This window comes from Rhodovarius crocodyli, assembly GCF_004005855.1.
Taxonomy (GTDB): Bacteria; Pseudomonadota; Alphaproteobacteria; order Acetobacterales; family Acetobacteraceae; genus Rhodovarius; species Rhodovarius crocodyli.
Window position 1 is genome coordinate 453,842 of sequence record NZ_SACL01000003.1, and the last position, 19,293, is coordinate 473,134.

Sequence of the window (19,293 nt, forward strand, 5' to 3'; positions counted from 1 at the left end):
GCGTCCCCACGGCCCCGGCATCGGGGGCGGCAAGGAGCACGAGCGCAGGATGGGGGCGGGCGGTGAACACCCTCCTAACGCGCTGTTGCTGACGCGAAACGGCGCAAGGGTTACAAAATGGCATAATTCTGCGCTGCAACGGCGCGGCGTCGGTTGCGAGTGCCGTTTGCGCATGGTAAGGCCGCCCGGCCGCCGCGACAGAGCCCTCTGCCGCGGCAACCGCACATCAGAAGCCGGGTATCGCCAGTGGTTGACAGCACCGCCGCAGAGACAGCGCCTCACCCGACGGGCCTCGCTGACCGTTACGCCCTGGCGCTGCTCGCGCTGGCTGACGACAAGCGCCAGTCGGATCCGCAGGCGCTGGACCGCATCGCGGCCGATCTTCAGAAGCTCCTGGAACTGTGGCAGCAGGATGCCGCCTTCCGTTCCTTCGTCGCCGACCCCCGTCTGGGTGCCGCCGAGCAGCGCAAGGGCGCCTTCGCCCTGATCCAGCGCCTGGGCCTGGGCACCGAGATCCATAACCTGGTGGGTGTGCTGGCGACCAATCGCCGCCTGTCCCACCTGGCCGAGGTGGCCGTGGCCTTCGGGGCCAAGCTGGCCGAGCGCCGGGGCCAGCAGACGGCCGCCGTCACCACGGCTCATCCGCTGAACGACACGCAGCGCGCGCAGATCGTCGCGCGCCTGACGGAAGCGGGCTATTCCGGTGTGCACCTGAGCGAACAGGTGGACACTTCGATCCTCGGCGGTCTGATCCTGCGGATCGGCTCCCGCCTGTATGACAACTCGATCCGCTCCAAGTTGCAGCGCCTGCAATACGCCATGAAGGGGGCCGCCTGATGGACATTCGTCCCGCCGAAATCTCCGAGATCCTGAAGAGCCAGATCGCGAACTTCGACGCCGAGGCGAACGTCGCCGAAGTCGGCACGGTTCTGACGGTCGGCGACGGCATCGCCCGCGTCTACGGGCTGCAGAACGTGATGGCCGGTGAGCTCGTCGAGTTCCCGGGCGCCGGCGTGAAGGGCATGGCCCTGAACCTCGAGACCGACAATGTCGGTGTCGTGATCTTCGGCGACGACCGCGGCATCCGCGAAGGCGACATGGTGCAGCGCACCGGCGCCATCGTGGACGTGCCCGTCGGCAAGGGCCTGCTGGGCCGCGTGGTCGACGGCCTCGGCAACCCGATCGACGGCAAGGGCCCGATCGAGTACTCCGAGCGTCGCCTGGTCGAGGTGAAGGCCCCGGGCATCATTCCCCGCAAGTCCGTGCATGAGCCCATGCAGACGGGCATCAAGGCCATCGACGCCCTGATCCCCATCGGCCGCGGCCAGCGCGAGCTGGTGATCGGTGACCGCCAGACCGGCAAGACCGCCGTCGTGGTCGACACCATCATCAACCAGAAGACCGTGAACGCGGCCGCGACGGATGAGAGCCAGAAGCTCTACTGCATCTATGTCGCCATCGGCCAGAAGCGCTCCACCGTCGCCCAGCTGGTGAAGCAGCTGGAGGAGAGCGGCGCGCTCGAATACTCCATCATCGTGGCCGCCACCGCTTCCGACCCGGCGCCGATGCAGTTCCTGGCGCCCTACACCGGCTGCGCCATGGGCGAGTACTTCCGCGACAACGGCATGCACGCCGTCATCTTCTACGATGACCTGTCCAAGCAGGCCGTCGCTTACCGCCAGATGTCGCTGCTGCTGCGTCGTCCGCCCGGCCGCGAAGCCTATCCCGGCGACGTGTTCTACCTGCATTCCCGCCTGCTGGAGCGCGCGGCGAAGATGGGCAAGGAAGCGGGCCTGGGTTCGCTGACCGCGCTGCCCGTCATCGAGACGCAGGCCGGCGACGTGTCCGCCTACATTCCGACGAACGTGATCTCGATCACGGACGGTCAGATCTTCCTGGAGACGGAACTGTTCTTCAAGGGCATCCGCCCCGCCGTGAACGTCGGCCTGAGCGTGTCCCGCGTGGGCTCCTCGGCGCAGATCAAGGCGATGAAGCAGGTCGCCGGCAAGATCAAGCTGGAGCTGGCCCAGTACCGTGAGATGGCTGCCTTCGCGCAGTTCTCCTCGGACCTGGACGCCACCACCCAGGCCCTGCTGGCCCGCGGCGCCCGCCTGACGGAGCTGCTGAAGCAGCCCCAGTTCAAGCCGGTCCCCGTCGAGGAGCAGGTGGTTTCCATCTTCGCCGGTACCCGCGGCTACCTGGACAAGCTCCCGGTCTCCAAGGTCGGCGAGTATGAGAACCAGGTTCTGTCCGCCCTCAAGGCGCAGGCGCCCGACATCCTGAACGCGATCCGCGCGGACAAGGAGATCAAGAAGGAGACCGAGCAGAAGCTGGTCGCCTTCCTGGACGGCTTCGCCAAGACCTTCGGCGCGTAAGAGAGCCCCATGCCGAGCCTCAAGAGCCTCAGGCTCCGGATCAACAGCGTCAAATCGACGAAGAAGATCACGGAAGCCATGAAGCTGGTGGCCGCCGCCAAGCTGCGCCGCGCGCAGCAGCAGGCCGAGGCCGCCCGCCCCTATGCCGAGCGCATGGCCCGCATGCTGGGTGCCCTGGGCGCCGCCGTCGCCGGCGAGCCCGAGGCGCCGAAGCTGCTGGTCGGCACCGGCAAGACCGACACCTACCTGCTGGTGGTGGTGTCGGCCGAGCGCGGCCTGTGCGGTCCGTTCAACACGAACGTCAGCCGCTTCGCCCGCAACCGCATCCGTGACCTGGAAGCGGCCGGCAAGACGGTGAAGATCATGTCGGTCGGCCGCAAGGGCGCCGCCTACCTGAAGCGCGAGTTCCGCGACCGCTTCGTGGGTGAGGTGTCCTTCGCCAACCAGAAGCGCATCACCTTCGACGATGCCTCCTCCGTCGCCGCGTCCATCACGACGCAGCTGGAAGATGGCGCCTTCGATGTGTGCGAGCTGATCTACAACCGCTTCGTCAGCGTGATCAGCCAGACGCCGTCCGCCCAGCAGCTGATCCCGGCCGAAGTGCCGGAATCGGGTGCCGCGACCGCGCAGTACGAGTTCGAGCCGTCGGAAGAAGAAATCCTGACCAAGCTGCTGCCGCGTAACCTGGCCATCCAGGTCTATCGCGCGCTGCTGGAATCGGGTGCCGGCTTCTACGGCAGCCAGATGGCCGCGATGGACAGCGCCACGCGCAACGCCGGCCAGATGATCAACAAGCTTACGCTCAATTACAACCGCACCCGCCAGGCCAACATCACCCGCGAGCTGATCGAGATCATCTCCGGTGCCGAGGCGGTTTAAGGAGCTGCACGGATGAAGAACAACGTCGGTAAGGTCACCCAGGTGCTCGGCGCCGTGGTTGACGTGCAGTTCCCGGAAGAACTGCCCAACATCCTGAACGCGCTGCACGTCACCATCGGTGACCGCGTGCTGGTGCTGGAAACCGCCCAGCACCTGGGCGAGCGCACCGTTCGCACCATCGCCATGGACACCACGGACGGTCTGGTCCGCGGCACCGAGGCGGTGGACACGGGCGCCGGCATCTCCGTGCCCGTGGGCAACGCGACGCTCGGCCGCATCCTGAACGTCATCGGCGAGCCGATCGACGAGCGCGGCCCGGTGAACGCCGAGAAGACCTACACCATCCACCGCGACGCGCCGGCCTTCGCCGACCAGTCCACCGCGGCTGAGATCCTGGTGACGGGCATCAAGGTCATCGACCTGCTGGCTCCCTACTCCAAGGGCGGCAAGATCGGCCTGTTCGGCGGCGCCGGCGTCGGCAAGACCGTGACCATTCAGGAACTGATCAACAACATCGCCAAGGGCCACGGCGGCGTGTCCGTCTTCGCCGGCGTCGGTGAGCGTACCCGTGAGGGTAACGACCTGTACCACGAAATGGTGGACGCGGGCGTCATCAAGCTGAACGAGGACGGTTCCACCGACGGTTCCAAGGTGGCGCTGGTGTACGGCCAGATGAACGAGCCGCCGGGTGCGCGCGCCCGCGTGGCCCTGTCCGGCCTGTCGATGGCGGAATACTTCCGCGACGAGCAGGGCCAGGACGTGCTGTTCTTCGTGGACAACATCTTCCGCTTCACCCAGGCCGGCGCGGAAGTGTCCGCTCTGCTGGGCCGCATCCCCTCCGCGGTGGGCTATCAGCCGACCCTGGCGACGGATATGGGCGCCCTGCAGGAGCGCATCACCTCCACCAACAAGGGTTCGATCACCTCGGTGCAGGCCATCTACGTGCCCGCCGACGACCTGACCGACCCCGCGCCCGCGACCTCCTTCGCCCACCTTGACGCGACGACGGTGCTCAGCCGCTCGATCGCCGAGCAGGCGATCTTCCCGGCCGTGGACCCGCTGGACTCCACCAGCCGCGCCATGGACCCGCGCATCGTGGGCGACGCCCACTACAACACCGCGCGCGAAGTCCAGAAGATCCTGCAGACCTACAAGTCCCTGCAGGACATCATCGCCATCCTGGGCATGGATGAGCTGTCGGAAGAGGACAAGCTGATCGTGGCGCGCGCGCGCAAGATCCAGCGCTTCCTCTCCCAGCCCTTCCACGTGGCCGAGGTCTTCACCGGCTCCCCGGGCGTGTTCGTGAAGCTGGAGGACACGATCCGCAGCTTCGCCGCGATCTGCAAGGGCGAGTACGATCACCTGCCCGAGGCTGCCTTCTACATGGTCGGCACCATCGAGGACGCGGTGAAGAAGGCCGAAGCCCTGAAGGCGGCGGCCTGATCACATGGCCGGCACCTTCCTCCTCGAACTCGTGAGCCCTGAGAAGCTCCTTCTCTCCCGCCAGGTTGAGATGGTGGTGATCCCGGCCGCGGAAGGCGAGATGGGCGTGCTGCCGGGCCACGTGCCTGCCATCGTGAGCCTGCGCGGCGGTGCCCTGCGCGTCTATGAAGGCGGCCAGGTGACGGAGACCCTCTTCGTCCCCGCCGGCTTCGCCGAGGTGACGCCTGAGCGCGTGACCGTGCTGGCCGACGAGGCCACCCCGGTTGCCGAGCTCAGCCGCGCCCAGGCCGATGCCGATGTCGCCAAGGCGGAGGCCGCCTATACGGCCGCCGCCGCCGAAAGCCCCGAGAAGCGTGAGGAGGCGATGGATCGCCTGCTCGCGATGCGGGTCAAGAAGGATCTGGCGACGGCGGCCTGAGCGCCCCCGATCACCTGAAACGCAAAGGGGCGGCCGCAAGGCCGCCTTTTTTGTTATCCCGCTTGCATCCGGGGCGCCAAACGGGAAAAACCCCCTCCATGAAGCACTGGCATCTGGATGACGTCGCCTGGGATCGATTCGACCCCAGCCTGGTCGAGCCCGACATCGTTCCCCTGGTGAAGGCCGCGGCCATGGTCGAGCGCAACGGCGACGACTACGCGGAATATCTGAAGAACGTCTTCCGCGACGACCCGGACTTCCGCGATGCCTCCGACCATTGGGCGCTGGAGGAAGTGCAGCACGGCGATGCGCTGGGCCGCTGGGCCAGCCTGGCCGACCCGACCTTCGACTATCCCACCGCCTTCGCCCGCTATCGCGCCGGCTACAAGATCGACGTGAAGGCCGGTGCCTCCATCCGCGGCTCCCGCTCGGGTGAGCTGGTGGCGCGCTGCATCGTGGAGACGGGCACCTCCAGCTACTACACCGCGCTCGCGGATGCGACGAAGGAGCCGGTGCTGCAGCAGGTCTGCCGCCTGATCGCGGCCGATGAGTACCGGCACTTCAAGCTGTTCTACGATCACCTGAAGCGCTATCTGGAACGTGAGAAGCTTTCGCATTGGCAACGGCTTAGGGTCGCCGCCGGACGCGCCACGGAATCCGAGGATGATGAGCTGGCCTTCGCTTTCCACTGCTCGAATGAGCCGGAGGGCACGCCCTATGACCACACGCGCTGCATCACCGGCTACATGGCGCGCGCGATGAAGTTCTATCAGTTCTCCCACCTCGACCGGGGCATGGGCATGATGTTCAAGGCGGTGGGCTTCAGCCCGCGCGGCCGGGCATCGCGGCTGGCCGCCCGTGCCGCCTATCGCCTGGTGAAGTGGCGCCAGGGCAAGTACGAGCGCGCGCTGGAATCCTACAAGGCCGCGGCGTGAGGCGCCGCCACGCGCTCGGCCTGGTGGCCTCGCTGCCGGGTTGCGCCGTGGCACAGACCCAACCCGCCCCGGCCGAGACCCTGCGCTCCATCGCGCGCGCGGCCGGGCGCGGCTTCGGGGCGGCCGTCCGGGCCGACCTGCTGGGCAGCGATGCTGCCTATGCCGCGCTGTTCGCGGCCGAGGCCGAGCTGCTGACCCCCGAATGGGAAGCCAAATGGGTGGCCCTGCAGCCCGAGGAAGGCCGCTTCGACTTTTCCCACCTGAACGCCATCATCACCTTCGCCCAGGCCAACCGGCAGCGCGTGCGCGGCCATGCCCTGCTGTGGCAGGAGGCGATCCCGGATTGGGTGAAGGCGGCCCTGGCCGAGGGGCCGGACCGCGCGCGCGGCGTGATGGAGGCGCATTTCGCCGGCGTGCTCGGCACCACCCGCCAGCACATCCGCGACTGGGATGTGGTGAATGAGCCCATCGCCAACCCGCCGGGCGCGGACGTGCCCCAGGCCGGCGACAACCCCTTGCGTGAAACGCCGTGGTTCAAGGCGCTGGGCCCCAACTACATCGAGATGGCCTTCCGCACGGCCCGCGCGCAGGACGCGACCCTGCGGCTGACGCTGAACGAATACGGCATCGAGGAATCGACCCCCGACGCGGAGGAGAAGCGCCGCCGGCTGCTGGCCCTGCTGCGCCGCCTGCTGGACAAGGGCTGCCCGCTGGATGCGCTGGGCATCCAGGCGCATCTGCAGATGCGCAAGCCCTTCGACCCCGCGCCCTTCGCCCGCTTCCTGGACCAGATCCGCGCCATGGGCCTGGCCATCCTGATCACGGAGCTGGACGTGCGCGAGCCGGACACGCTGGCGGAGGGCATTCCCGCCCGCGATGCCGCCGTGGCCGAACGCGTGAAGCAGTTCCTGGATGTCGCGGTCGCAGGCGGCTGCCGCACCGTCATCACCTGGGGCCTGACCGACCGCAATTCCTGGCTGGGCAATGAGCCGGGCGTGCTGCGCCGGGACGGCGCCACCACCCGTGGCCTGCCCTTCGACGAGGAACTGCGCCGCAAGCCGATGTGGCAGGCGATCGCCGGCGCGCTGCGCGGATAATACGCAGAAATGCCGCCGCGCGGGGCCCCGTCGGCGTGCAGGCATCTTGGAAGCCGCGCGCGGTCGTTCCACCATGCACGCCTCAGACGGAGCCCGATCGCCATGACCCTGACGCGCCGTGCCGCCTTGGCCACGCCCCTCGCGCTGGCCGCCGCCAGCAACGCCCAGGCGCAGGCCTGGCCGGACCGTCCGTTCCGCTGGGTGGTGGGCTATCCGCCCGGTGGCGCCTCGGATGCCTTCGCGCGGCTGATCGCGGGGCTGATGGGCCCCAGGATCGGCCAGAATGTGGTGGTCGAGAACCGCCCCGGCGGCGGCGCCGTGCTGGCCAGCGAGATCGTGGCCCGGGCACCCGCCGACGGCTACACCTGGATGCATGTCGACAACGGCATCCTGACCTACAACCCCGCTCTCTACAGCCGGCTGCCCTATAACCCCGATACCGATTTCACGGGGGTGGGCTTCATCGGCCGCTTCCCGCTCTACATCGTGGTGAAGGCCGACTCGCCCTGGAACAGTTTCGCGGACTACCTGGCGGCCTCGCGCCGGCAGGCCCCGAACTACGGCACGCCCGCCGTCGCCAGCCCGCATCACCTGGCCATGGAGATGGTGAAGCGCCGCACCGGGCTGGAAGCCACGCATGTGCCTTTCCGCGGTGGCCCCGCCGCCATCCAGGAACTGCTTTCGGGCAATATCGAAAGCGTGGTGATCGATTGCGCCACGGGCCTGCCCTATATCCGCGACGGCCGGGTGAAGGCGCTGTGCGTGTTCAACGAGGCCCGCAGCCCCGAGGCCCCGAACGTGCCCACCCTGCGCGAACTGGGCCATGCGGATGCCGTGGCCTATGGCTGGCAGGGCATGTGCGTGGCCAAGGCCACCCCGGCCCCGATCGTGGAGCGCCTGTCGCGTGAGATGATGGCCGTGATCCAGGGCCCCGAGCTGACCAGCCGCTTCACCACGCTGGGCATCGAGTACCGCCCCTGGAGCCCCGCCGAATTCGCGGCCTTCGTCGAGAGCGAGAACCAGGTGTGGCGCCCGCTGATCCGCGACCTGGGCATCCGGCTGGACGGCTGACCCGCGCGCGCGGCATGGGTGGGTGCCCCGGGGGTGCCTGGACCCCCACCCGGCCGCCTCCTATCCTCGCTGCATAGAGGATAGCCAGGGATACCCGCATGAGCGACGCCGCCGCCCAGGACGGCCTGCCGACAGGCCGCCGCCGCGCCGCCGTCGCCTGCCTCTGCGTGGGCCTTTCCATGACCGTGCTGGATGTCGCGATGGTGAACGTCGCGCTGCCCGGCATCGCGCGTGACCTGGACGTCTCCGCCTCCTCAGCCACCTGGGTGGTGAATGCCTTCCAGCTGGTGCTGGTGGGGCTGCTGCTGCCGCTGGCCTCGATGGGTGAGATCCTGGGCTTCCGCCGGGTCTATCAATGGGGTGTCGCGATCTATCTGCTGGGCGCGCTGGGCGCGGCACTGGCGCCCAGCCTGCCGCTGCTGGTCGCCTGCCGCGCCTTCCAGGGCATCGGCTGCGCCGCGATGATGAGCCTGAATGCGGGCCTCATGCGGCACATCTATCCCAGCCGGCTGCTGGGCAGTGCCATCGCCGTCATCGCCATGACGGTGGCGCTGTCATCCGCCGCGGGCCCGACGCTGGGCGCCTTCATCATCTCGTTGGGCGGGTGGCAGGCGCTGTTCCTGCTGGCGGTGCCGATCGGCGCGGGTGTGCTGCTGCTGGGCGCGCGTGCCTTGCCCGAGGTCGCGCCCCAGCCGCGCCGCTTCGACGGTTTCTCGGCGCTGCTGAACCTGCTGGGCTTCGTCAGCCTGTTCCTCGGCCTCGACATGCTGCCGCATATCATGCTGCTGGGCCTGGTGCTGATCGCCTTCGCGGCGGGCTGCCTGTTCCTGCTGGTGCACCGGCTGACGGAGGACCCGACGCCGCTGCTGCCGCTGGACCTGCTGCGCATCCGCCCGGTGCGCCTGGCGATGAGCGCCTCGGCCTGCATGTTCGCGGCCCAGGCCATGCTCTATGTCGCGCTGCCCTTCCACCTGACGGGCGCCGGCCGCACGGTGCGCGAGATCGGGCTCATGGTCTCTCCCTGGCCGCTGGCGGTGGCGATCGCGGCCTCCATCGCGGGCCGGGTGGTGGACCGGATCAACACGGCGCTGCCCTGCATCATCGGTTCCTGCGCGGTCGCGGCGGGGATGATCACCATCGCGCTGCTGCCGCCGGGCGGCGAGAAATGGCCCTTCATGCTGGCCATGTTCTTCAGCGGCCTGGGCTTCGGCGCGTTCCAGACGCCCAACAACCGGACCATCCTGGGCCAGGCGCCGCGCCACCGGGCGGCGAGCGCCGGCGGCATGCAGTCCACCGGCCGGGTGCTGGGCCAGGCCACCGGCACCACCATCGTGGCCATGGTGTTCCATTTCGCCGGCGTGCAGGCGCAGCTGGCCCTGCTGATCGGCGCGCTGGGGGCGGCGATGGCCGCGATGTTCAACACGGTGCGCAGCCGGGCCTGACGGCCACGCAACGTTCATGGCATGCTGAGGCATGCGCATCGCCTATTGCACGATCTGTTCGTCCAACTACCTGGCCTATGCGCGGACGCTGCATGCCTCCCTGCGCGCGGCCGGAGAGGATGCGCCCTTCTTCCTGTTCCTCGCCGATGAGGTCTCAGGCCGCTTCGATGCCTCGTTGCTCGGCTTTCCCTGCATCGAGACGCGCGACCTGCCGATCCCGAACCATTTCGACATGGCCATGCGCTACTCCGTCATGGAGATGAACACGGCGGTGAAGCCCTTCGCGCTCGACTGGCTGATGGAGGAGCAGGGGTTCGACGCGGTGGTCTATCTGGACCCCGACATCCTGGTGCAGCGGCCGCTGGCGCATGTGCATGCCGCGCTGGAACAGGGTGCCGAGATGGTGCTGACGCCGCATCTGCTGGCGCCGCTCGATGACGACTTCCAGCCCGACGACATCGCGATCATGCGCTCGGGCACCTATAATCTCGGCTTCTGTGCCTTTCGCCGCACGCCGGGCGCGCGGGCGCTGCTGGGCTGGTGGGCGCGGCAGCTGGAAACCCGCTGCATCGTGGATCTGAAGGAAGGGCTGTTCGTCGACCAGCGCTTCATGGATATGGCGCCCGGCTTCGTGGCCGGCACCGCCATCCTGCGGCACCCCGGCTACAACCTGGCCTATTGGAACCTGGCCCACCGGCCGGTGACGGAAGGGCAGGGCGGCTATCTCGCCGCCGGGGAACCGCTGCACTTCACCCATTTCAGCGGCGTGGTGCCGGGTGAGCGCGGCATCTTCTCCAAGCACCAGAACCGTTTCGGCGTGGCGGAGTTGGGCGGGCTCACCCCGATTTTCCACGCCTATCACGACGCGCTGCTGGCCCATGCGGAGCTGGGCGGGGTCGAGGTCGCGCGGCTGCCCTATGCCTATGGCGCGCTCGCCAACGGGGTGGCGGTCTCGGGCGCCATGCGGCGGGTCTATGGCGCGCTGCGCCAGGGCGGGGCCACGCCCTATGCGGCCGCCTTCGATGCCGATCTCAGCCCCTGGGTGACGCTGGCGCCCGGCATTGGGGCGCCCGGCATTGGGGCGCCCGGCATCGGGGCGCCCATCACCCGGTTGATGGCCGAGTTCCACGACAAGCGGCCGGACCTGCAGCGGGTGTTCCCGCTGACCACGCCGGAGGGCCGCGAGGGCTATGCCGCCTGGTTCGCCGAGAAGGGATTTCGCGAATCGGGCACCCCCGCCCCGCTGGTCGCGCGCCACGCGGCGCTGGCCCGGCCCCAGCCCGGCCGCGCCGAGCGCCCGCCGGGCCTCGATATCCATGGCTATCTGCGGGCCGAAAGCGGGCTGGGCGCCGCCGTGCGCCGCCAGGTGATGGCCGCCCGCGCGGCCGGCATCCCGGGCGAGGCCTTTTCCCTCCCGGCCGCCCAGTTCGACGACGCGGTGGTGCCGCCTTTTCCCATCGCCACGCAGAACCCGCGCCATGACTGCGCGCTGTTCCACATCAACGCCGACCGCGCCGTGAACCTGCCCAGCGAGGTGGCGCCCGACCGGCTGGCGGGGCGCTACCGCATCGGTTTCTGGGCGTGGGAGCTGTCGCGCCTGCCCGATGCCTGGATGGGCGCCTTCGATCACCTGGATGAGGTCTGGGCACCTTCGGAGTTCTCGGCCCGTGCCTTCGCGCGGCGCACGGCCAAGCCCGTGCGGGTAATGCCGAATGTGGTCGAGATGCCGCCCATCCTGGAGAAGGCCCAGGCCCGCGCGGCGCTGGCCCTGCCGGCCGAGCCCCTGCTGTTCCTGACCGGCTTCGACGCGCATTCCTTCATGGCGCGCAAGAACCCCATGGGGGCGGTGCGCGCCTTCCTGGACGCCTTCCCGCCCGGGCCCGACAGCCCGCAGCTGGTGGTGAAGTGCCTTGGCCGCGGTGATATGCGCGCGCTGCAGGAGCTCGCCGCGCGCGACGCCCGCCTGCACCTGATCGAGCGCGTGCTGACCCCCGCCGAGGTGACGGCCCTTCAGGGCGCGGTGGACGGCTTCATCTCCCTGCATCGCTCCGAGGGGTTCGGCCTGTGGCTGGCCGAATGCATGGCCCAGGGCCTGCCGGTGCTGGCCACCGGCTATTCCGGCAACATGGACTACATGACCCCCGGCAACTCCATGCCCATCCCCTTCGAGCTGGTGCGGGTGGGCCCCGGCGAATACCCGGAAGGTTCCGGCCAGTGGTGGGCCGAGCCCGACCATGATGCCGCCGTGGCGGGGCTACGCGCCCTGGCGAGTGATGCCGCCTTGCGCGCCCGGCTGGGCGAGGCCGCGCGGGAAGCGATCCGCGCCCATTCCTCGGCCGAGGCGGTGGGGGCGCGGATGGCGGCGCGGCTGGCCGAGATCAGGTCCGAGGCTTGACCGGACAGGCATCTCGGACGAAGGGTTTCTGGAGTAGGGAAGCGCCTGGCATGAACGCGATCGACACCTCCATCCTCGACACCCTGACCCGTATCGTGGGCCCGTCGGGCATCCTCGGCGGGGCGGACATGACGCCGTATCTGGTGGATTGGCGGAACCTGTACAGCGACGGCCGGGCGCTGGCGGTGGTGCGGCCGGGCAGCACCCAGGAACTGTCCGATTGCGTGAAGGCCTGTGTCGCTGCCGGCGTGCCCATGGTGCCGCAGGGGGGCAATACCTCGATGGTGGCCGGTGCCACGCCCGATGCCTCGGGCCGCGCCGTCGTCATCTCCACCCAGCGCATGAACCGCATCCGCGAGATCGACACGCTGGACATGACCATGGTGGCCGAGGCCGGCGTGATCCTGAAGACCGCGCAGGATGTGGCGCGCGAGGCCGGGGCGCTGTTCCCGCTCTCGCTGGGTGCCGAGGGCAGCGCCACCATCGGCGGCGTGCTGTCCACGAACGCCGGCGGCAACACCACCGTGCGCTATGGCAATGCGCGTGAGCTGATGCTGGGCCTGGAAGCCGTGATGCCGGACGGCACGATCTGGAACGGCCTGCGCCGCCTGCGCAAGGACAACACCGGCTATGCCCTGCGCCACCTGCTGGTGGGCGCCGAGGGCACGCTGGGCTTCATCACCGCCGCCGCCCTGCGCCTGTTCCCGCTGCCGCGCGAGGAAGCCGTGGCCCTCTGCGCCCTGCGTGACGAGGATGCCGCCCTCTCCCTGTTCCGCCGCTTCCGCGACCGGGACGAAAGCGCGGTGCGCGCCTTCGAATACATGTCGGCCGGCTCCATGCACCTCGTGCTGGACAATGTCCCCGGCGCCACCCTGCCGCTGGCCGAGCGTGCCGGGCACTACGTGCTGGTCGACCTCGCCTCCTCCCGCCCGCAGGCCGGCCTGCGTGAGCTGCTGGAGGAAGTGCTGGCCGAGGCGATGGAGGAGGGCGAGGTGCTCGACGCGGCACTCGCCGAATCCGGCGCCCAGCGCGCCGCCATCTGGCGCCTGCGTGAGGAACACCCGGAGGGCCAGAAGCTGGCCGGCGCCAGCGTCAAGAGCGACGTGTCGGTTCCCGTCTCCAAGGTGCCGGAGATGATCCGGCGCTCCTCCGAGGCGCTGCGCAAGCTGATCCCCGGCAGCCGCCCGGTGCCCTTCGGTCATATCGGCGACGGCAACATCCACATGAACCTGGCCCAGCCGCCGGACATGGATGCCGCGGCCTTCCTGGCCCGCAGCCATGACATCATGGATACGGTGAACGAGGTGGTGCGCGACTATGGCGGCTCCTTCAGCGCCGAGCACGGCATCGGCCGCATCAAGACCGACATGATGGAGGATTGGCGCGGCGGGGCGGAACTGGCCGCCATGCAGGCCATCAAGGCCGCGCTGGACCCCAAGGGCCTGTTCAACCCGGGCAAGGTGCTGCCGTAATCCGCCTGGCTGCCGCCGTCCTGCTGCTGGCGGCGGGCTGCTCGCCGCTGCCCGCGGCCTGGATCGTGCCCGTCACGGCTGAATTCGGCCCTGATGTGCGCGCCCGCGCCACCGCCATCCGCCTGGCCGACGGCCGCCTGCTCTCCGCCAGCCATGTGCTGGATGAGGCCGGCATCGCCGAGGGCTTCTGCCGCCTGGGCCGTCCCGGCCCGCCCCCGCGCCTGACCGCGCTGGCGCTGGCCGATGGCCGCCCTGCCGCCCGCCTGCGCTCCGGCGAGGCGGAGATGGACAGCCGGGATTGCGAGCTGGCCTATCGCGGCGGCACCGACCTGGCGCTGCTGGCCGAGCCCGGCCCGCGCGTCGCCGGCGCGGCCCCCTGCGCCGCCGATACCACCCCCGGCCAGGCCGTGATCGTGGCCACCCGAGCCCGCATGGCCCGCGCCCGCATGGCCGGAGAGGCACGCGAGGCCGACCCGCGCTTCGGCCGCTATGCCGTGCTGCCCATGCGGCTGGAGCCGGGCGAATCCGGCGGCGGGGTGTTCGACGCCGCCACGCGCTGCCTGGCCGGCATCGTCAGCCAGCGGGCGCTGGATGACCCGGGCGCGGCGTGGATCGTGCCGGCGAGCACGATACGTGCGTTTCTGGAGAGGGAGTGAGGGAAGGGGGGCAGGAAGTAATCTTCTTTTTCTGTAGAAAAAGAAGCAAAAAGACTTTTGATTATTTGTATGCTTGATAATATCTGCTTCAAATTATTATCTGGAATCAAAATTATCAAAAGTTTTTTGGTTCTTTTTTACAAAAAAGAACATTATCCCTATGCGTCTCCACCTCCCGCCCCACTCCCGGTCGCCCCGCCCGCCCGCTCACCCTTTGTCGCAGTGAAACCCCCTACCGGGCGATACCGCCCGCTCGCATCTGGCGCTATACAGCGCCCGTGTTCACGCGCATCGACAGCTATGTCCTCCGGCAGCTTCTCATCTCCCTCGGGGCCGTCACCATCGGTCTCGCGGCGCTGGTGTGGCTGACCCAGTCGCTCCGCTTCATCGAGCTGGTGCTCGATCGCGGCCTGTCCTTCTGGGTGTTCCTGGAGCTGACGGGCCTGCTGCTGCCCAGCTTCTTCTCCGTCATCCTGCCCATCACGACCTTCGTGGTGGTGCTGTTCACCTATGTCCGGCTCGGCTCCGACCGGGAACTGGTGGTGATGCGCGCCGCCGGCCTGTCGCAGTGGCAGTTGGCGCGCCCGGCCATGGGGGTCGCGTTGATCGCGACGGTGGTGGGCTTCCTGCTGTCGATCTGGATCGTGCCGGCCAGCCATGCGGCCTTCCGTGACTGGCAGTTCGAGATCCGCAACCAGATGGCCGGGCTGCTGCTGCAGGAGGGCGTGTTCAGCTCGCTCGGCGGCGACCTGACCGTCTATGCCCGCACGCGTGAGGATGACGGCACCCTGCGCGGCATCATGGTGCATGACGCGCGTGAGCGCGGCGCCCCCGTGACCATCCTGGCCGAGGCCGGGCGCATCACCTCGGGCCCGCTCGGCCCCCGCGTCACGCTGCTGAACGGCCAGCGCCAGCAGCTGGAGGTCAGCGCCCATGGCCCGCGCCTCAACGTGCTCTCCTTCTCCGAGAACAGCGTGGACCTGGCGCGTGCCACCCGCGCCGAGGGCGAGCGGTTCCGCAATGCCCAGGAACGCTCGATGTACGAATTGCTGCACCCGGAGCCCGAGGTCTCACTGCGGGACCGCCGGCGCTTCAGGGCGGAAGCGCACCAGCGGCTGAGCAATCCGGTCACCGCCATCTCGCTGGCGCTGCTGGCGCTGGCGGTGGCGCTGACGGGGCAGTTCCAGCGCCATGGCGGCGGCTTGCGGCTGTTCGTCGGCTGCGCGGTGGCGGTGGGCGTGCTGGCCATCGGGCTGGTGGCGGCGAGTGCTGCCGCGCGCACCAACTCGCTGATCTTCCTGATCTGGGTGCATGCCATCCTGCCAGGGGCGATCTCGGTGTGGATCCTGGCCGAGATGCCGGGCGCGCCGGCCTTCCTCCGCGGGCGGCCGCCGGCCCCTCCCGGAACCTCCTTCACGGAGGAGGCCAAGGCATGATCTTCGCCCGTACACTGACCCTCTATGTGGCCCGGCGCTTCCTGGTCTCCACCTTCACCATGCTGCTGTCGCTCACGCTGCTCGTCTCCCTGTTCGACTTCATCGAGCTGCTGCGCCGCGCCGCCACCCGCCAGGATGCGGGCTTCGCGCTGGTGGTCAGCATCGCCGGGCTGCGCCTGCCCTTCATGGGCATGCAGATCCTGCCCTTCGCCATCCTGCTGGGCGGCATCGTCGCCTTCTGGCGGCTGACCCGCAGCTCCGAGCTGATCGTGGCGCGTGCGGCGGGCGTCTCGGCCTGGGGCTTCCTGATGGGGCCCGTGGTCGTGGCGCTGCTGTTCGGCGGGCTGGCCATCACCACTGTCTCGCCCATTTCCTCCGCACTGCTGTCGCGGGCGGAGCGGCTGGAAGCCACCTATCTGCGCGCCGGCGGCGGTGTCACGGCGCTGGCCGGCGGGCGGCTGTGGCTGCGCCAGGCCGATACCGGGCTGGTGCCGGGCGGGGTCGCCATCATCGCCGGCCAGCCGACGCGGCTGCTCAGCGCCGGGCGGGGCCTGGCCTTCACTCTCGAAAATGTGAGCGTGTGGCGCCTGAACGCGCAGGACCAGTTCCTGGCGCGCGTCGAGGCCCCGCGCGCCACGCTGGGCCCCGGCCATTGGGACCTGAGCGAAGCGGTGGTGTTCGGCACGGACCGCCAGGCCTCGCCCGCCGCGGCCATGACGCTGCCGAGCGAGCTGACGCCGGACCGCATCGAAAGCAGCTTCGCCTCGCCGGACACGCTCAGCTTCTGGGCGCTGCCGGGCTTCATCGCGGTGCTGGAACAGGCGGGTTTTTCGGCCCTGCGGCACCGGTTGCAGTTCCAGTCGCTGCTGGCCGTGCCGGTGCTGTCGGTCGCGATGGCGCTGGTGGCGGCGGGCTTCTCCATGCGGCCTTCGCGCATGGGCGGCGTGGCGCGGATGGTGGCGGCCGGTGTGGCGGCCGGCTTCTCGCTGTTCGTGCTGGACCGCATCACGGCCGAATTCGGCGAGTCGGGCGCGCTGCCGGTGTGGCTGGCGGCCTGGGCGCCCTCCATCGCCGGCCTGTTGCTGGCCTTGGGGCTGTTGTTGCACCTAGAGGACGGGTAAACGAGCCTGATGCCGCCTCCGCCCGCCCGCTCGCGACAGAACCCCGACACCCCGGTGCCCACGCCCCGGCAGGCGGAGCCAATCGAATTGCCGCGTTTCGCCAGTCGCCGTGAACGCCGCCGCGCCGCCGCCCTGCTGCGCCGGCTGGGCGGGCACGCTGCGGGCTTCCTGGGGCCGGTCTCGGCGCTGGGCATGCTGCTGGTGGTGGGTGGCCCGCTGGAGGCGCAGACCAGCCGCTCCGCCTATGACAACGGCCTGCCTTCGGGTTTCGGCGGCGACCTGAGCGGTTCCCTGGGCGGCAGCACGCTGCGCCCGCTGGCCACCACCCCGGTCCAGCCCGGCACCCCCGCCGCACCCGCCGCGGGCCCCGTCCGGCAGGACCCCAACGCCCCCGTCACCTTCACGGCCGACGAGGTCGACTACGACCGTGAACGCACCACCGTGACCGCGCGCGGCCGTGTGGAGGCCTGGCAGAACGAGCGCGTGGTCCGCGCCGATGAGTTCACCCACAACCGGGAAACCGGCGTCACGCGCCTGCGCGGCCATGTGCAGCTGCTGGAAGCCGACGGCCAGGTGATGTTCGCCGAGGATGCGGAGCTGGCCGCGGGCTTCCGCGAGGGCGTGTTCACCGATGTGCGCGCCCTGCTGGCCGGCGGCGGCCGCATGGCGGCCAACGGCGCCCGCCGCATCACCGTGCCCGCCGAGGAAGGCAGCGACCGCCGCGAGGACACGCTGACGGACCTCGCCCGCGTCATCTATTCCTCCTGCAAATCCTGCGAGCGGGACCCCATGCGCGCGCCGCTGTGGCAGATGCGCGCCCGCCAGGCGACGCAGGACACGGCGACGCAGCGCATCTCCTATCGCGATGCCGCGCTCGAGATCTCGGGCGTGCCGGTGCTGTATTCGCCCTTCTTCTCGCACCCCGATCCGCAGAACCCCCGCAGCTCGGGCTTCCTGTTCCCGACCATGGGCCTCACGCGCTTCCTGGGCGGCTTCGTGCAGGTTCCCTATTTCTGGGCGATCGACGACCAGCAGGACGCGACGATCTATCCGCTGTTCTCCACCCGGCAGTCGCCCAACCTGGGCCTGGAATACCGCCGCCGCTTCAACACCGGCGAGTTCCAGCTGCAGGGCAGCGCCGGCTATTTCAACGGCACCGACACGCGCGGGCGTGAGGAGTTCTCGGGCCACCTGTATGCGCGCGGCCGCTTCAGCCTGGATGAGAACTGGCGCACCGGCTTCGAGGTGAACCGCGCGACCAGCGAACTGTATCTGCGCACCTATCGCTTCGACTTCCGCCGCGTGCTGACCAGCCAGGCCTTCGTCGAGGGCTTCTGGGGCACCGAGGGCTATGCCCGCATCGACGCCCGCGTCTATCAGGGCCTGCGCACCGGCGACAACTACGACAACCTCCCGGTGGTCGGCCCCAACGCCATCGCGGAATACTACCCGCGCCAGCGCTATTTCGGCGGCCAGCTGTACGGCGATGTCGGCATGCTGGGCATCACCCGTTCCTCCGGCGCCTGGTCGCAGCGCGCCACCGCGCGCATCGGCTGGGACCGGCGCGAGACCGACGCGCTGGGCAGCCAGTGGACCTTCCGCGTGCAGGGCGACGCCCGCGCCTATTACGCTGACAAGCAGGGGCTGGAGCCGATCTATCTGCCGCATGCCAATGGCGGCAACGCCACCGGCAACATGCGCGTCGCGATCGACTGGCGCATGCCGCTGGTGCGCGATGCCGGCAATTGGGGCCAGCAGACCATCGAGCCGCGCGTGCAGATCGTGACGGGCCCCAACACCGGCCGCCAGTCCAACCTGCCGAACGAGGACAGCGTCGATTTCGAGTTCACCGACGCCAACCTGTTCTCGCTGAACCGCTTCACCGGCCGTGACCGGCAGGAAGGCGGCACCCGCGTCGATGCCGCGATCCGCGGCGCCTGGAACTTCCCCAATGGCGGGCAGCTTGAGGGCATCGTCGGCCGGTCCTTCCGCGTGCACCGCGATGCGACCTTCGCGCAGGGCACCGGCCTTGAGCGCAACTGGAGCGACTGGGTGGGCCGGGTCTCCTTCATGCCCACCAGCTGGCTGGACCTGCACGCGCGTGCGCGCGCCGACGGCGAGACGGGCCAGCACCGCTTCAGCGACTACACGGCCAATGTCACGCAGCGGAATGTCGGCCCGCTCGATACGCTCAGCTTCTATGGCGGCTATCTGTACAGCACGCCGCAGTCCTTCCTGACGCCGCTGCGCACCCGCAACGAGGTGCTGGGCGGCGTGACCGCCACACTGCGCCAGACCAACGGCGTGCAATGGCGCGTGAACGCCTCGATCCGCTACGACCTGGAGACGGGGCGGCCCGCCCTGGTGCAGGGCTCGGCCGGGTATGAGGATGAGTGCTTCATCATCGAGGGCCGCTTCGTCCGCCGCTATGCGCGGGATGCAACGACCCTGCAGAACTATGCCGGCGGCACGATGCTGCTGTTCCGCATCGGCTTCAAGACGCTGGGCGAATACGGGTTCCGCGCCCTCTGAGGCGCTGAGAGGCGCCCGGCC

15 protein-coding genes are annotated in these 19,293 nt (G+C 69.5%); all 15 read left to right on the plus strand.

What is annotated here, in order from left to right; genetic code table 11:
* Positions 1-246: 246 nt before the first annotated feature.
* The gene (gene atpH / locus EOD42_RS11360; RefSeq protein ID WP_127787632.1) at positions 247-837 is read left to right on the plus strand and encodes an ATP synthase F1 subunit delta; all 591 of its coding nucleotides are present in this window, start codon (positions 247-249) and stop codon (positions 835-837) included.
* The gene (gene atpA, locus EOD42_RS11365; RefSeq protein ID WP_127787633.1) at positions 837-2,375 is read left to right on the plus strand and encodes a F0F1 ATP synthase subunit alpha; all 1,539 of its coding nucleotides are present in this window, start codon (positions 837-839) and stop codon (positions 2,373-2,375) included. Before atpH ends, atpA begins: the two co-directional genes overlap by 1 nt.
* Positions 2,376-2,384: 9 nt before the next feature.
* Complete coding sequence (locus tag EOD42_RS11370; RefSeq protein ID WP_127787634.1) at positions 2,385-3,254, plus strand: F0F1 ATP synthase subunit gamma; 870 nt, start codon at positions 2,385-2,387, stop codon at positions 3,252-3,254.
* Between the two features lie 12 nt (positions 3,255-3,266).
* The gene (atpD, locus tag EOD42_RS11375; RefSeq protein WP_127787635.1) at positions 3,267-4,697 is read left to right on the plus strand and encodes a F0F1 ATP synthase subunit beta; all 1,431 of its coding nucleotides are present in this window, start codon (positions 3,267-3,269) and stop codon (positions 4,695-4,697) included.
* Positions 4,698-4,701: 4 nt separating this feature from the next.
* Positions 4,702-5,115, plus strand: a complete 414-nt coding sequence (gene atpC, locus EOD42_RS11380; protein WP_127787636.1) for an ATP synthase F1 subunit epsilon — start codon at positions 4,702-4,704, stop codon at positions 5,113-5,115.
* Between the two features lie 98 nt (positions 5,116-5,213).
* Entirely contained in the window at positions 5,214-6,050 is an 837-nt protein-coding gene (locus EOD42_RS11385; RefSeq protein WP_127787637.1) for a ferritin-like domain-containing protein, read from the plus strand.
* Positions 6,047-7,147 (plus strand): endo-1,4-beta-xylanase, encoded by a 1,101-nt coding sequence (locus EOD42_RS11390; RefSeq protein WP_240655125.1) that lies wholly within the window; start codon positions 6,047-6,049, stop codon positions 7,145-7,147. The genes EOD42_RS11385 and EOD42_RS11390 overlap by 4 nt, the downstream gene beginning before the upstream one ends.
* 102 nt (positions 7,148-7,249) lie before the next feature.
* The gene (locus EOD42_RS11395; protein WP_127787639.1) at positions 7,250-8,218 is read left to right on the plus strand and encodes a Bug family tripartite tricarboxylate transporter substrate binding protein; all 969 of its coding nucleotides are present in this window, start codon (positions 7,250-7,252) and stop codon (positions 8,216-8,218) included.
* A 98-nt stretch (positions 8,219-8,316) separates the two neighbouring features.
* The gene (locus EOD42_RS11400; protein WP_127787640.1) at positions 8,317-9,660 is read left to right on the plus strand and encodes an MFS transporter; all 1,344 of its coding nucleotides are present in this window, start codon (positions 8,317-8,319) and stop codon (positions 9,658-9,660) included.
* Between the two features lie 31 nt (positions 9,661-9,691).
* The gene (locus tag EOD42_RS11405; protein WP_127787641.1) at positions 9,692-12,055 is read left to right on the plus strand and encodes a glycosyltransferase; all 2,364 of its coding nucleotides are present in this window, start codon (positions 9,692-9,694) and stop codon (positions 12,053-12,055) included.
* A gap of 50 nt (positions 12,056-12,105) precedes the next feature.
* Positions 12,106-13,527, plus strand: coding sequence for an FAD-binding oxidoreductase (locus tag EOD42_RS11410; protein ID WP_127787642.1), 1,422 nt, complete (start codon positions 12,106-12,108; stop codon positions 13,525-13,527).
* A gap of 65 nt (positions 13,528-13,592) precedes the next feature.
* Positions 13,593-14,183 carry a trypsin-like peptidase domain-containing protein gene (locus EOD42_RS11415; protein ID WP_127787643.1) on the plus strand — a complete coding sequence of 197 codons (591 nt, stop codon included), beginning with the start codon at positions 13,593-13,595 and terminating at the stop codon, positions 14,181-14,183.
* A gap of 278 nt (positions 14,184-14,461) precedes the next feature.
* The gene (gene lptF, locus EOD42_RS11420; RefSeq protein WP_127787644.1) at positions 14,462-15,619 is read left to right on the plus strand and encodes an LPS export ABC transporter permease LptF; all 1,158 of its coding nucleotides are present in this window, start codon (positions 14,462-14,464) and stop codon (positions 15,617-15,619) included.
* Positions 15,616-16,740 (plus strand): LPS export ABC transporter permease LptG, encoded by a 1,125-nt coding sequence (gene lptG / locus EOD42_RS11425; RefSeq protein WP_127787645.1) that lies wholly within the window; start codon positions 15,616-15,618, stop codon positions 16,738-16,740. Before lptF ends, lptG begins: the two co-directional genes overlap by 4 nt.
* A gap of 9 nt (positions 16,741-16,749) precedes the next feature.
* On the plus strand, positions 16,750-19,272 hold the full coding sequence (locus EOD42_RS11430; protein WP_240655126.1) for an LPS-assembly protein LptD: 2,523 nt from the start codon (positions 16,750-16,752) through the stop codon (positions 19,270-19,272).
* Positions 19,273-19,293: the final 21 nt, after the last annotated feature.

Excerpts from the sequence above, each read along its gene's own strand:
- atpC (WP_127787636.1), top strand. The coding sequence starts at position 4,702 with ATGGCCGGCACCTTCCTCCTCGAACTCGTGAGCCCTGAGAAGCTCCTT.
- lptG (WP_127787645.1), top strand. The coding sequence starts at position 15,616 with ATGATCTTCGCCCGTACACTGACCCTCTATGTGGCCCGGCGCTTCCTG.
- EOD42_RS11405 (WP_127787641.1), top strand. The coding sequence starts at position 9,692 with ATGCGCATCGCCTATTGCACGATCTGTTCGTCCAACTACCTGGCCTAT.
- EOD42_RS11385 (WP_127787637.1), top strand. The coding sequence starts at position 5,214 with ATGAAGCACTGGCATCTGGATGACGTCGCCTGGGATCGATTCGACCCC.
- atpA (WP_127787633.1), top strand. The coding sequence starts at position 837 with ATGGACATTCGTCCCGCCGAAATCTCCGAGATCCTGAAGAGCCAGATC.
- EOD42_RS11400 (WP_127787640.1), top strand. The coding sequence starts at position 8,317 with ATGAGCGACGCCGCCGCCCAGGACGGCCTGCCGACAGGCCGCCGCCGC.
- atpD (WP_127787635.1), top strand. The coding sequence starts at position 3,267 with ATGAAGAACAACGTCGGTAAGGTCACCCAGGTGCTCGGCGCCGTGGTT.
- EOD42_RS11430 (WP_240655126.1), top strand. The coding sequence starts at position 16,750 with ATGCCGCCTCCGCCCGCCCGCTCGCGACAGAACCCCGACACCCCGGTG.
- EOD42_RS11395 (WP_127787639.1), top strand. The coding sequence starts at position 7,250 with ATGACCCTGACGCGCCGTGCCGCCTTGGCCACGCCCCTCGCGCTGGCC.
- EOD42_RS11370 (WP_127787634.1), top strand. The coding sequence starts at position 2,385 with ATGCCGAGCCTCAAGAGCCTCAGGCTCCGGATCAACAGCGTCAAATCG.
- EOD42_RS11410 (WP_127787642.1), top strand. The coding sequence starts at position 12,106 with ATGAACGCGATCGACACCTCCATCCTCGACACCCTGACCCGTATCGTG.